The 14,899-nt window shown below is 40.3% G+C and carries 10 protein-coding genes; all 10 read left to right on the plus strand.

The features are described 5' to 3' along the window. The first annotated feature begins 248 nt into the window (after positions 1-248). Positions 249-3,377, plus strand: a complete 3,129-nt coding sequence (locus tag MWU82_RS06050) for a SusC/RagA family TonB-linked outer membrane protein (protein ID WP_247095656.1) — start codon at positions 249-251, stop codon at positions 3,375-3,377. Positions 3,378-3,393: 16 nt separating this feature from the next. Next, complete coding sequence (locus MWU82_RS06055; RefSeq protein WP_215947286.1) at positions 3,394-5,238, plus strand: RagB/SusD family nutrient uptake outer membrane protein; 1,845 nt, start codon at positions 3,394-3,396, stop codon at positions 5,236-5,238. A 58-nt stretch (positions 5,239-5,296) separates the two neighbouring features. Continuing rightward, a complete protein-coding gene (locus tag MWU82_RS06060) occupies positions 5,297-6,523 on the plus strand; it encodes a PmoA family protein (protein ID WP_247095657.1) in 1,227 nt (408 codons plus the stop codon). A 70-nt stretch (positions 6,524-6,593) separates the two neighbouring features. After that, positions 6,594-7,970 (plus strand): Gfo/Idh/MocA family oxidoreductase, encoded by a 1,377-nt coding sequence (locus MWU82_RS06065; RefSeq protein ID WP_247095659.1) that lies wholly within the window; start codon positions 6,594-6,596, stop codon positions 7,968-7,970. A 102-nt stretch (positions 7,971-8,072) separates the two neighbouring features. Then, on the plus strand, positions 8,073-9,449 hold the full coding sequence (locus MWU82_RS06070; protein ID WP_247095660.1) for a putative oxidoreductase C-terminal domain-containing protein: 1,377 nt from the start codon (positions 8,073-8,075) through the stop codon (positions 9,447-9,449). Between the two features lie 155 nt (positions 9,450-9,604). Continuing rightward, positions 9,605-10,423: an SDR family oxidoreductase gene (locus MWU82_RS06075; protein ID WP_215947290.1), complete on the plus strand. Its 819-nt coding sequence runs from the start codon at positions 9,605-9,607 to the stop codon at positions 10,421-10,423. A gap of 3 nt (positions 10,424-10,426) precedes the next feature. Further along, positions 10,427-11,629, plus strand: coding sequence for a mannonate dehydratase (gene uxuA, locus MWU82_RS06080; protein WP_247095662.1), 1,203 nt, complete (start codon positions 10,427-10,429; stop codon positions 11,627-11,629). Between the two features lie 184 nt (positions 11,630-11,813). Beyond that, on the plus strand, positions 11,814-12,788 hold the full coding sequence (locus MWU82_RS06085; RefSeq protein ID WP_215947292.1) for a TRAP transporter substrate-binding protein: 975 nt from the start codon (positions 11,814-11,816) through the stop codon (positions 12,786-12,788). Continuing rightward, positions 12,788-13,276 (plus strand): TRAP transporter small permease, encoded by a 489-nt coding sequence (locus MWU82_RS06090; RefSeq protein ID WP_215947293.1) that lies wholly within the window; start codon positions 12,788-12,790, stop codon positions 13,274-13,276. Before MWU82_RS06085 ends, MWU82_RS06090 begins: the two co-directional genes overlap by 1 nt. After that, on the plus strand, positions 13,266-14,576 hold the full coding sequence (locus tag MWU82_RS06095; RefSeq protein ID WP_215947294.1) for a TRAP transporter large permease: 1,311 nt from the start codon (positions 13,266-13,268) through the stop codon (positions 14,574-14,576). Before MWU82_RS06090 ends, MWU82_RS06095 begins: the two co-directional genes overlap by 11 nt. Positions 14,577-14,899: the final 323 nt, after the last annotated feature.

The following is a 14,899-nucleotide window of genomic DNA, read 5'->3' on the forward strand; positions in this document are numbered from 1 at the left end:
ACAATAATACGAATAATATATAATTATTTAATTCAAATCATGAATTAACCATAATAAATACATATTTACGTATATATATTGGTATTAATTGCACAAAAAGTATTTTTTTGATTTAAAAACATTAAAATATTAACGCAATCGGTTGCGTAATAAGTTGCAATTATTTAGATTTGTCAGGAATGTAATCATGATTTGGGTTTGCAGCCATGACTAATATTCAATAACTAACCAACTTTAAACATTTATGTATGAAAAATTTAATTAAAAAAGTTAGGTGCAGGACGTTATTACTTCTAACGTTTCTCTGTACATTATTATCAATGTCCGCTTATGGACAAGATGGTTTTACCGTTTCGGGAACTGTAGTAGATGAGTTCGGTGTTCCTCTGCCTGGAGCATCCATTATTGAAAAAGGAACAACCAATGGGGTGGTTTCTGATTTTGATGGAAATTTTAGTTTTGAGGTAGCCAGCCAAAATGCCACCTTAACTATTAGTTATATTGGTTTTGAAGAGCAGCAAATACCGATTAATGGTAACGATCAAATTAATGTTACTATGCAATCTACTGCGTCTACCTTGGATGAGGTAGTTCTAGTTGGTTATGGTGCAGTTAAGAAAAAGGATCTAACAGGGGCTATTTCACAAGTTGATGCAGCCGCACTTTCCGACCAATCTACCAACTCAGTGACAGACGTGTTGAGAGGGAATGTGGCTGGTCTTAGTATTGGGCTTTCTGCCTCCCCTAAAGGTACTAGTCAAATCCGAATCCGTGGTAACAATAGTCTTAGTGCGGGTTCAAGTCCTTTGATAGTGGTAGATGGAATGATCTATAATGGTGACCTATCCGATATTGCTCCTTCGGATATCGATAAGCTTGATGTGATGAAAGATGCCAGTTCTGCCGCCGTTTATGGAGCAAGGGGGGCAAGTGGTGTTATTTTGGTGACCACAAAAAGAGGGACCAGTGATAAGCCTACCATTAATATCAATACTAGTGTGGGAATGGCCTCAGATGCCTATAAGGAGCGACCATATGATGCACAAGGGTATGTGAACTGGAGAACTGAAGTATTCAAAAGTATCAATCCACAGAATACTATAGATAATCCGGGAAGATATGATGATCCCAACAACTTGCCATCTGGTGTAACCTTGGATCAATGGTTGGCCTATGATGGATCTGCTGGAGACCCCACTAGGGCCTGGTTGAACAGAATTGGTTTTCAGGATGTAGAAATAGAAAATTATTTGGCCGGAAATAGTATCAATTGGTACGATAGGATAATGCAGAAAGGTTTTCGAAATGATATCAATACCAGTATCTCCGGAAGAAACGGTGGGTTAAATTATTATTGGTCCATTGGTAGAACCTCCAATGAAGGTATAATTAACGGAGAAAAGTTTGAGGCATTGCGATCGCGATTAAATTTGGATGCTAAGATCACCGATTGGCTGACTGTTGGAATGAATACCCAATTTGCAAAACGTAATGAAGGTTTTATTGCCGCAGACCGTGGTCAAATAGAAAGATCTTCTCCTTGGGGTTCGGAATTCGATGATGAAGGCAATATACGCTTAAGTCCTCAGGACGATAACGGGGCGGGTGCAGTTAACGCATTTTTGGCTCAAAAGTTTAATGATCGTATAGACTTGGACCATACCTTTAATTCTAGGGTGTATGCCAAATTAAAATTGCCATTGGGTTTCTCCTATGAGGTAGGGTATACCAATCGTTTGGAATTTCGGGAATATTACAATCATGCATCTGCAGCTAGCCCACAAAACGTAGTAGGTTCTGCTGAAAGACAGGTGACCAAGATTAACGAATGGCAGTTGGATAACATTTTACGTTGGGACAAGACTATAGATAAGCACTCCTTTAATTTAATGTTTTTGGTGTATGGGGAAAAATATCAAAGTTATTTCACCCGTGCCAGAGCCAATACATTTGAGCCTAGTGATGCCTTGGGCTATAGTGCCTTGGAATTGGGTACCGTGCAAACAGTGGATAGTGAGGATGAAACAAGTACGGGCGATGCAGTAATGACGAGATTGAACTATAATTACGATTCCCGCTACCTTTTAACGATGACCATGCGTAGGGATGGTTACTCGGCCTTTGGAACCAACAATAAGCGAGCATATTTTCCTTCCATAGCAGGTGCTTGGACCATTTCCAATGAATCTTTTTTTAATTCGGAATTTGTTAATTTCCTAAAACTTAGATTGTCTTATGGGGAAAACGGGAATAGGGATATTGGAAGGTTTACTGCATTATCTAGACTTGGTGCAAACAAATATTTAAACGTGGATGCCGGAGGCAATGTTATTACCGTGCCTACATTCGACAATGGAACCCAGGAAAATACAGAGCTTAGATGGGAGCGTACCAAGGCTACCAATTTAGGGTTGGATTTTAGTTTGGCCAACGGAGTGGTGGAAGGTTCTATTGAGGCTTACCAAAATATTACCAATGATCTTATAGTTACCAGGGAGTTGCCCAATATTATTGGTTTTAACAATGTAACTACCAATTTGGGAGAAATAGAAAATAAAGGTCTCGAATTTACCTTGGCCACCCAAAATTATAACAGGGAGAATTTCCAATGGAATACCAGTTTTAATTTCTCTTTGAACAGGAACAAAATCAGGAAATTATATGGAGATCTTGATGAAAATGGAAATGAATTGGATGACATTACAAATCAGCGTTTTATAGGACAGGCCACTGATGTTATTTGGGGTCAGGAAGCCATAGGTATCTGGCAGACCAATGAAGCTGCCCAAGCTGCTGAGTATGGCGTTTTTCCAGGTGATTGGAAAATAAATGATGTTGATAACAGTGGGGATTTTACCGTGGATGATAATGTTTTCCAGGGACATAGATCACCGCGTTTCAGTTGGGCGATGTCCAATAGATTCACGATGCTAAAGAATTTTGATTTTTCCTTTGAGGTTTATTCCAATTGGGGTCAGAAAAGAGTGTTTAATGAAGCAAAAAACAGAAACGGATTTATAGATAGGACCAACTCCATTCAAACCCCGTTTTGGACACCGGATAATCCAATTAACGATTATGCAAGATTGTTTTCAAGTGATGGTAGTTCTAATTTTGCCATTTGGAGAGATGCTTCATTTATACGTTTAAGTAATATTACCATTGCTTATAGATTTCCAAAACCCCTTCTTGAAAAATTGTCTTTGCAGAGTCTTAGATTATATGCCAACGCTAGAAATGTTGCGGTTTATGCACCTCATTGGGACTTTTACGATCCAGAGCCAACCAACATAGACGGAAGAAATTCCAATGGAAGTACTGATCCAAGTTTGCCTACACCTAGGTTTTTCACCTTTGGAATTGATTTAAGTCTTTAATAAAAAAAATATAACGATGAGAAATATTATATACAACTATAGAAAAGCCTTTTTAAGCTTTACCCTAATTGTGGCCTTTGCCTTTACGGGCTGTGAGGAAGAATTCTTGGATGCAGATCCACAATCGTTCTTCACTCCAAGTAATGCCCTAAATACGCCGGAAGGATTAAATAGCCTTTTGTCACAGGCTATGAGAAATTTAAGAGCAGAGTTTTATGGAGATGGTGCACCAATGATTACAGAGAATATCTTTTCTGAGGTTTCAGTGGAAGGAACAACGGATAAATCAGGTCCTGCCCAGGACTTAAATCTATTGATTTTGCCAGATGCGAACTTGAATAGTGCCAACTTTAACCGAATAGGATGGTTTTGGGAGGAATTCTATAAAGGAATTAAATATGCCAATACCGTTATTGGAAGATTGGATGACGCAGAGTTTGAAAGTGATGCGCAAAAAAATGATATTTTGGGTCGTGCTTTGTTTCATAGAGCTTATAGGTATTATAGGTTGACACAGCAGTTTGGGGATGTTCCCTTAATATTGGAAGAGATTACCTCGGCACGCTTGGATTTTGTTACCACAGCTAGAGAGACCATCCTAAAAAAAATGCAGGAGGACCTCAATCTAGCGGTTCCTATGGTGAACGCAGTTGCCAACAACGGTGATATTAATAAAGATGCAGTTTTGCATCTACTGACAAAAGTTAACCTTGCTCTTGGTGATTTCGATGCCGCTATTACTTCCTCTACCCAAATAATCAATGGGGGTACACATGCACTTACCACGGATAGGTTTGGCATTGATGCAGGTAATGCAGCAAAGGATGTAACTTGGGATTTACATCGAGTGGAAAACAAAAGTATTCCGGGTAACACTGAGGGAATATTGGTTGTTATAGATAGGTTGGGTTATGAGGACAACGGTGACTATGCAGGTGGCACCAGTATTCAAAGACAAGCAGTTCCACTTTGGTGGCGCTTTATTAACACTCCGGATGGCCAGAATGGTATGTCCGATGCCCCAGGGATAGATATTGATCAAGTTACGGCAATAGGTAGGGGTATTGGTAGAAATAGGGGTACACATTATAGTACCAAAGAGATTTGGAAAGATGCAAATAATGACCAACGGCATAAGTTGGGTAATTGGTACGATATGGAAGATTTAGTGTACAATGCACCTAGTCTACAAAGTTCTGGAAACTCTTATTATGGAAAGAATTTGGAGCTTTATTTGCCCAATGGAACTCCACTTTGTTCAGATACTATAAGGAATTGGTATGGCTTTCCACATTATAAATTTTTTGTTCCAGATCCTTTAAATGTAAAACCAGCAGGAGGTCACGGCGATTGGTATGTATATAGGGTTGCGGAAACATATTTGTTAAGGGCCGAGGCTTACTTCTGGAAAGGAAATTTAGGTGCTGCGGCAGATGATATCAATGTTGTGAGAAGAAGGGCGGAGGCAGATGAAATTACTGCTACCGATGTGGATATAGCTTATATCTTGGATGAGCGTGCACGTGAATTGTATTATGAGGAAGGTAGGAAAACTGAACTCACACGCATTGCCTATATTTTTGCTAAGACGGGTAAAGCAGCATACAATGGTAAGACCTATAGTTTGGATAATTTCTCTACCGATAATTTTTGGTATGACCGAATAATGGAGGTTACCGACTTTTACAATAAGGGTGTGAAAACTATTCACGGTGATGAATATACCATGAGTCCTTATCATGTGTTGTGGCCAATCCCTGCTTCGGCAATTAATGCCAATACACAAGGGATAATAAATCAAAACGAAGGATATCCCGGAGCGGAAAATAATATTCCACCACTGACCACTATCCCTGAATAATATTAGAAGAATTGAGTTAATTAGTTTTTTGTAAATTCCATCCTTTAAACCTATTTAAATGAAGTATGTATTTCTTGGTTATATTTTAATGTTGTTATTTTCATGTAATAACAAAGAAGCGTATAAGTTTGAAATAGCCGAGAAGGATGGAATTACTCAAGCCTCTCCAATTTCTTTAAAAGTTGATACTTTAGGGTTGGGAGATGTGGGCGACCAAAGTAATTTGGCTTTGAAGAATAATGGCAAACAGATACCTTTTCAATTTGACAAGGGTCAAAATAAACTATGGTTTGTTCATTCGCCCAACAATAGCAGTTCTTATGAAATAGTAAAGGAAGTGGTTAAAACCCAGGGCTCGGAAGGAGTGAAAACGGATAAAAGCAATGGAAACCTTCAATTGTTGAAAGGTTCCGTTCCGTTGCTAACCTATAGATATGGAATGACCTATCCTCCAGAAGGTGTGGATTCCATCTTTCGGAAATCCGGATACCTCCATCCTTTGCTTTCTCCCTCGGGAGATACCCTTAGCCGAATTCAACCTCCGGACCATTACCATCATTATGGCATATGGGGGCCGTGGACACATACCCGGATTGAGGGGGAACGCGTCGACTTTTGGAATTTGGTGGAACGACAAGGGACGGTCCTTTTTAAGGATTTTAATGATACTTATTCTGGAGTCGTATATGGAGGTTTCAATGCCCGTCAAGAACATATTAATTTGAAAGCTTCCGAGGATAACCGAATAGCCTTGAACGAAGATTTGGACGTTAAGGTGTGGGACTTGGATCGCCCGGATAGGTATATGGTAGATTACACATCTAATTTTTCTTCCCCCTTAAAGAACGGTATTCTTTTTGAAGCCTATCGTTATGGAGGAGGTTTAGGAATGCGTTTTACGGAACGGTGGCATAAGGATAATTGTACGGTGCTTACTTCGGAAGGCAACGATCGCCTTACCGCAGATGGTACCAACGCCCGCTGGTGTATGGTAACCGGGGAGTCTGCAGATGGTAAGGGAACCAATGGTGTTTTGTTTTTAAGTTATCCGGAAAATAGGTCCCACCCAGAGCCAATGCGTATATGGCCCATTGATGGAAATGGGGGCAGGGGAGATATGTTTTTCGAATTTTGCCCGATACGTCATGAGGAATGGAAAATTGAGCCCAATACAGACTACAGTCTAAAATATAGGATGGTGGTTTTTGATGGCGAACTTACGGCTGAGGAAGCGGAATCTTATTGGAAGAGTTTTGCGGAGATGCCCAGAATTGTTAATAATTAAATATGGGGACAGGGGGGAATACCCGTGTTTTCAACCAAATAATTTGTGAATTAAATTAAAATCAAAAAAGATGCAAAGAAGAAAATTCATTAATAACTCCCTATTGACCACTGCAGCCGTAGTTGGATTTCCAACTATAGTTCCTGCAAGTGTATTTGGCAAGAACGCACCGAGCAATAAGATTAATATTGGGCAAATTGGTTGTGGACGTATTGCCCGCGACCATGATATTCACGATACCATCAGGTTCGACCAATCCCGTTATGTTGCCGTATGTGATCTAGATTCCAATAGGGCAGCCGATGCTAAGGTTTTGGTGGATAAGTTCTACAAGGAGAAAACGGGGAAGGATAAATACATGAATACCAAAATCTACGATGACTATCGTGAAATGTTACTCAATAAGGACATAGATGCCGTGGTTATCAGTACCCCTGACCACTGGCATTCCCAGCCGGCAATGGAAGCGGCATTGGCTGGAAAGGATATATACCTGCAAAAACCTACATCGCTAACCGTGAGGGAAGGTCAACAGTTGCGTGCCGCCGTTCAAAAAACGGGCGTTATACTTCAAGTTGGAACACAGCAAAGAGCCATGCCCCAATTTCGGGTGGCTGCCGAGCTGGTCAGAAATGGTCGTATTGGTAAAATACATACGGTTAAGATCGGACTTCCAGGAGATCCTGCCGGACCGGAAGCACCTGCAATGCCGGTACCTAAAAACTTAAATTTTGATATGTGGTTGGGGTCAACTCCAGAGGTGCCTTATACCGAAATTGGTGTGCACCCGCAACAGGGTTATAGTAGGCCGGGGTGGCTTCGCCTAAGAAGTTACGGTGCAGGAATGATCACAGGGTGGGGACAACACCATTATGATTCAGCGGCATGGGGAATGGACACCGAACTAACAGGGCCAAAATCTGTAGAGGCTTTGGCAGAATTCCCGAAATCGGGTCTGTGGAATGTACATGGCGATTTCTTTGTAAAACACGAATATGACAACGGAATTACGGTCTATACCAGTGGCGGTTATACCAATGGAATACGTTATGAAGGTACCGATGGTTGGATCTTTGTATCCCGAGGTGCTTATACGGCTTCTGCTTCGGATCCGGTAGATCAGGAAAAGAGCAGTAAAGCCCTTAATGCCTCCGATCCTAAAATATTGGAATCGGTAATTGGTGAGAATGAGATCAATTTGGAGAAGATCGATGATCAGCACGGGAACTGGTTGGATTGCATTAAAACACGTAAGGCACCTATTTCACCCATTGAAAAAGGGCATAAGGCCTGTGTAACTTGTCTGATTAGTGATATTGCCATGCAATTCGATAGAAAATTGGAGTGGGACAACGAGAAAGAGATGTTTATTAATGATGACGAAGCCAACGCCATGTTGCACAGGGAGCAGAGAAAACCTTACGGGACCGACTTTGTGAAAATTTAGTAAACATGTTGTATATTGAATGATGTAAAAATAATCCCTCCTTTGGTCAAAATAACTTGAGCCAAGGAGGGGTTTGTCATTATTCATAAAAAAAATCAATAAATGAAATATAGTGTATCGACCTTTCTTTTGGTATTATTTCTTAGCTGTGGTCAAAAAAAAGAAGAAGTGAAAGCAACTGCTGATAGTGCTCCTGACAAGGTAAGTTTAATGACTTTGGATCCAGGGCATTTTCATGCCGCCTTGGTTCAAAAAACAATGTATAATGCAGTAGATTCCACCATTTATGTTTTTGCTCCCGAAGGGCCGGAGGTAAACGATTTTTTGAACAAAATTGAAGCCTACAATTCAAGGTCGGAAAACCCTACCCATTGGAAGGTGAATAGTTATTTCGGGGATGATTATTTGGAAAAAATGATTGCCCAAAAACCTGGCAATGTCATGGTAGTTGCCGGTAAGAACTCCAAAAAGATAGATTATATTTTGGCCGCAGTAAAAGCTGGGTTGAACGTTTATGCGGATAAGCCGTTGGTGATAAATCCGGAAGGTTTCCAAAAACTGGAGGAGGCCTTCAAAATAGCAGAGGAAAAGGGGGTCATGATCTACGATATTATGACCGAGCGTTTTGAGGTTACTACTGGAATGCAAAGGCAGTTTTCCATGTTGCCCGATGTATTTGGCCAAGCGCTGGAAGGAAGCCCTGAGGAACCGGCCATTATTAAGGAAAGTGTGCATCATTTTTTCAAGTACGTTTCAGGACAGCCATTGGTGAGACCGGCATGGTTCTTTGATGTGAATGAAGAGGGTGAAGGAATTGTAGATGTAACTACCCATTTGGTGGATTTAGTGCAATGGGAGCTTTTCCCGGACGAGATTATTAACCGCTCGGACATAGAAATGGTTCATGCAAAGCGTTGGCCAACAATCTTGACGTTGGAAGAGTTTAAAAGGGTTACCGGTTTGGAGACTTACCCGGATTACCTTAAAAAGGATTTGGATGGCGATAAACTTAAGGTGTACTGCAATGGGGAAATGTTGTATAAAATTAAGGGGAAGTATGCCAAGGTTTCTGTGATATGGAATTATGAAGCGCCCGAAGGAACAGGGGATACCCATTATAGTATTATGAGGGGAACTAAAAGTGACCTTATCATTAAACAGGGGGCGGAAGAAAATTATAAGCCTACCTTATATATTAAATCCAAGGGTGGGGAAAATTTTGATAATATCATAGCCGAGGCAATAGAACTGCATATAAACTCGAAATTTGCGGGAACTAAAGCAGAAAAAGTGTCAGAGGATATGTGGAAAATCAATATTCCCGATGAATTTAAAATTGGTCATGAGGCACATTTTGCCCAAGTAACCCAAAATTATTTACGGTATTTGGAAGAGGGTAAATTGCCCACTTGGGAGGTGCCCAATATGATTACCAAGTATTACACAACCATTGAAGGTTATAAAATGGCTAAAAAATAAGACCCTGAAATTTTCATTAAGACGTAAAGGTATTGGCTGAACTAGGCAAATCTTTGCGCAATTGGCCAAGGGTAAATATTGGATATTATGTTTATTATTGTGCCCTTGTGTTATATTTGGGTTTTGTTAAAATAGAATTATAAAAAATAGAATTGATGAGTGAACTTTTTTCGATTGAAAATAAAATTTATGCCCTATCCGGAGCAACTGGAACTTTAGGAGGGTCAATTGCCAAGTATCTTGTAGAAAATGGAGCCAAGGTATTGCTTTTGGGCAGGTCTTTGGATAAGCTGGAGGAAAAGTGTAAGGAATTGAATGCAATTGCTTCCAACAGTGCGCATTTGTTCGTTTTGGATGTGATGGACGAAAAGCAATTAACCGAATTGAAGAATTCTATAATCACCAAGTTTAAGAAGTTGGACGGACTGGTAAATTTGGCAGGAGGAAACATTCCTGGGGCTACTTTAAAACCAGATCAGACGATTTACGATATTGAGCTGGGAGATACCCAAAAAGTAGTGGATATAAATTTGTTCGGTACTGTAATTCCAACTATAGTGTTAAGTGAAATTATGGCCAAACAAGGTTTTGGATCCATAGTAAATATATCTTCCATGGCGGCCAAACAGACTATTTCACGAGTGTTGGGCTATTCCATGGCCAAGGCAGGAGTGGATATTTTCACCAAATGGATGGCCAATGAACTGGCGTCCAAGTTTAGTGACAAGATAAGGGTTAACGCCATTGCACCAGGATTTTTCATCGGAAATCAGAATAGAAGACTGTTGACCAATGAAGATGGATCCTTTACGGACAGGGGAGAAAAAATTATTACCAATACCCCTATGGGACGTTTTGGGGATGCCTCCGAACTCAATGGAATGGTACATTATCTGCTAAGTGATGCATCTTCATTTGTAACTGGTACCATTTATGATATCGACGGCGGATTCAGTTCATTTTCCGGAGTATAGTCCATGCAATATTTAAAAAGGACACTTAGGTGGTTCGGGCCCAGTTTTGGAGTGTCCCTAAAGGATATAAAGGAGCTAGGTGTGGAGGGCGTAGTCACGGCATGCCACCAAGTGCCCATTGGAGAGGTTTGGTCTACTGAAGTTATAAGGGGTGTCCAAAAGGAAATAGAGTCCAATGGCTTGGAATGGTCCGTAGTGGAAAGTGTTAATATCCATAAGGCTATTAAATACGGTTTGCCCGAAAGGGACATCTACATTCATAATTATATTGAGACCCTTAAGAATTTGGCAGAGAACAATATTAAGGTGGTCTGCTATAACTTTATGCAATTGATAGATTGGACCCGTACCCATTTAAATTTTGTACTTCCAACCGGGGCTATAAGTTTATTGTACGACCCTGTGGCTATTGCTGTATTTGATTTGTACATCTTGCAAAGGGATAGGGCAGCTGAGGTCTATGGAGATGAAATGGTCAATAAGGCCGAAAAGTATTATAATGCGTTGGGCCAAAAGGGACGTGAGCTACTAAAAAATGCTGTCTTGGCAGGGATGCCTGGTTCCAAGGTGGCCATTCCCCTTTCCGATTTTAGGTCCACCCTTGAAGAAGTCAGTAAGATTGAAAAATCGGTCCTTAGGGAAAATCTGGCATATTTTTTAAAAGCGGTTATTCCCGAGGCCGAAAAGTTGGGTGTAAAAATGGCCCTGCATCCAGATGACCCACCATTTCCTGTTTTTGGTATTCCCCGTATTGCTTCTACCTATGAGGATTTAAAATATATCCTGGATTGTTTTCCTTCCCCAAGTAACGGATTAACCTTTTGTTCAGGTTCTTTGGGAGCAGTAGCTTCCAATGACCTTCTAAAGATTATTAGGGATTTTGGACCTCAAATTCATTTTTTACATCTAAGAAATGTGTCTAGGGAAGAAGACGGTAGTTTTTATGAGGCTGCCCATTTGGATGGGTCCCTGCCTATGCCCAAGATAATGCTGGAGATTGTTAAGGAGCAACTAAGGAGACATGAAAGCGGATTTGGAGAAGTGGCCATTCCTATCAGGCCAGATCACGGACATGTTTTGTTGGATGATAAAGAAAGAAAAGATGAGTTCTACTCTGGATATTCCCTTATTGGGAGAGCCATCGGAATGGCAGAGCTTTATGGGTTGGAAAAAGGCATCAGGGAAATGCTTATAGAAGCTACATAGTGAAAATTTAAAATGAAGAGGAGATAATTAAGGAAGACGCAATTATTTGGCTAGAATTGTAAGGAATTGTTGCTAAAGTTTAAAAAAAGAGTATTTTTAGGCTTTGGAAATAAAATATAAAAGACAATTGCGTTAACGTTAACGTCCAAATTAAAAAATGTATATGCAAGTTTATAAACCCCTAATGAGAAAAGTAGTTATTGCGATTGGTGTTTTGGCATGTTTGGGCTTATATTCTTGTTCAGATATTACAGATCATAAAACCTTATTCTTTGCCCACTCCCTACCAATAACCCATCCGGTCCATAAAGGCATATTGGCCATGCAAGAGGCTCTTCATGAAAAATCGGGAGGTAAGTTGCAGATCAAGATATTTCCCGATGGCCAGTTGGGTACAGAAAGGGAGGTCTTGGAGTTGTTGCAGATAGGCAGTGTGGCCATGACCAAGGTAAGTGCGGCCTCCATGTCCAGTTTTTCACCGGAATATAGGGTATTGGGAGTTCCTTATTTGTTTAGGGACAGTGAACATATGTTTGGGGTATTGGAAGGACCTATAGGAAAGGAACTCCTGGAAGGGGGCAGTGAATATTTGCTACGTGGCCTATGTTTTTACGATGCTGGTAGTAGAAGCTTCTATACCTTGGACGGTTTTATAAAGACACCAGAGGATTTAAAGGGTAAAAAGATTAGGGTAATGAACGACCAAATGGCCGTTAATATGGTAAACGACCTAGGTGGCTCCGCCACTCCCATGGCCTATGGTGAACTATATACCGCCTTGCAACAACGGGTGGTAGATGGTGCGGAGAACAATGTTCCTTCATTTGTGACCTCCAATCACTACGAAGTATGTAAATTTTATACCCTGGACCAACACAGTATGGTACCAGATGTTGTTGTGGTAGGTACCAAGTTTTGGGATACCTTGAGCGATATAGAAAAGGGTTGGTTACAGGATGCGGCGGACGACAGCGTAAAAAAACAAAAAATATATTGGCAGGAAACCGTAGAGGAAGGAATGGAGATCTTGGAAAAGGCCAATGTGCAGATTTATAATCCTGATAAAAGTCCCTTCGTAGAAAAGACCAAGCCTATTTTGGAGGAATTGAAGAAGGATCCAAAAATGAAGAAAATAATCGACCAAATTAACAATCAATAATGCATACGACGTACAGAATATTGAATAAGGCCATTGAAGGATTGTTGGTACTAATATTTAGTTTATTGGTACTGGACGTGGTTTGGCAGGTAGTTTCCAGATATGTAGTGGGTCAATCCAGCTCCTTTACGGAGGAGTTTGCCAGATTTTCATTGATCTGGTTAACGGTCTTGGGTGCCGCTTATATCAATGGACAAAAGGAAGGACATCTTTCCATGGATTTTTTATTGTCTAAGCTTCCGGCGGACAAACAAAAAAGGAGACATAGGATAATACAGGTAGTGATGGCTGTTTTTGCCTTGGTTATTATGGTTATCGGCGGAGGTAATTTGGTGTACACCACCTTAAAGTTGGGGCAGTTATCCCCTGCTTTACTGGTGCCACTTGGCTATGTTTACGCTATTGTACCTATTTGTGGTCTTATGATCATTTTCTTTTCCATATATCACATTAAAATAACCTTTAACGCCAACAACAATGAGTATTGAAACCATAAGTATCCTAGTATTGTTTATTAGTTTTATGGGCTTGTTGGCCTATGGGGTGCCTGTGGCATATGCCATTGGAATATCTACAACGATTACCTTATTGATCAATATAGCCTATATGCCCGCTACTACCACGGTTAGTCAGAGAATGACAACGGGTATCGATAATTTTGCACTATTGGCCATTCCTTTCTTTATCCTGGCTGGGGAAATTATGAACCGTGGGGGTATTGCCAATCGTTTGATCGATTTTGCAAAATCGCTAATAGGAAGTTTGCCTGGAGGATTGGCATATGTTAATATTATTTCCGCCATGTTGTTCGGGGCAATTTCAGGTTCGGCTATTGCTGCAGCATCGGCCATTGGGAGTACACTTACGGAAAAGATGGCGAAAGACGGTTACCCCAGGGAATTTAGTGCTGCCGTAAATATTAGCTCATCAACCACTGGTCTTTTAATTCCGCCTAGTAACGTATTGATAATTTTTGCCTTGGCCAGTGGAGGTACGGCTTCGGTAGCGGCATTGTTTATTGCGGGTTATATTCCAGGGATTTTGGTTGGACTTGCCATAATGCTGATGGTATATTTTTACGCCAGAAAAAAAGGTTTGCCAAAGGAAGAAAGGGTAAGTTTTAAAAAGCTGTTCCACGATTTCAAGAATGCCATTTTAAGTTTAACCTTGTTGGTTATTGTAGTTGGTGGAATTGTGGCAGGAATTTTTACCGCCACGGAAGCAGCTGCCATTGCTGTAGTTTATGCAGTTTTACTCGGATTTGTGAATAAGGAGCTTAAGTTTGCCGATTTTAGGCCAATACTACTCCGCAGTGCCAAAACAACGGCCATTGTAATGTTCCTGATTTCAACATCTATGGCTATGTCCTGGTTGTTCTCGTTCGAGTCTATTCCGCAGTCATTAACGGGCTTCCTTTTGGAATCTGTAAAAAATCCATTATTGGTACTTCTTTTTATAAATATCACCTTGCTTGTGGTAGGCACGTTTATGGATATGACCCCAGCGGTACTTATCTTTACACCTATATTTTTGCCTGTAGTTATGGCATTGGGGATGCACCCGGTACAATTTGGAATGGTAATCGTTCTCAATTTGTGTATAGGGGTATGTACCCCTCCAGTAGGTACTTTACTTTTTGTAGGTAGTGGTGTTGCCAAGGTACCTGTAACAAAAGTTATAAAGCCATTACTGCCCCTTTTGGCAGCAATGACTACCGTATTGTTGATCCTTACCTATGTGCCGGAACTTTCCTTATGGCTGCCTAGAGCTTTTGGGTTGATCGATTAATAATCATACACTTATAAAATTTACAAGTCCCTATTTCTTAAATGAGATAGGGATTTTTTTTGTTTGGCACCTGTCTTTTTGGTTAATCCCATTTGTTCAATTCTTTTTTTTTGTACCACATGTTTACAAATTGTTAAGAAACATCTTGGATGCTTCTGAATTTATATTCCTCTATTTCAGCCAAGTGGCGTAAACGTCTCTTTTAGCCAACGGTTGTTATAGTCTCCCTTAACGAAATCTTAATTATTTGTTATCAATAAATTTGATTATAAGTAAATATTTTAACATTTATTTGTCAAAAAAAATGACTTATATGAAATAAT

Origin of the sequence: Arenibacter sp. S6351L (assembly GCF_023016025.1) — a bacterium.
GTDB classification, from domain to species: domain Bacteria; phylum Bacteroidota; class Bacteroidia; order Flavobacteriales; family Flavobacteriaceae; genus Arenibacter; species Arenibacter algicola_B.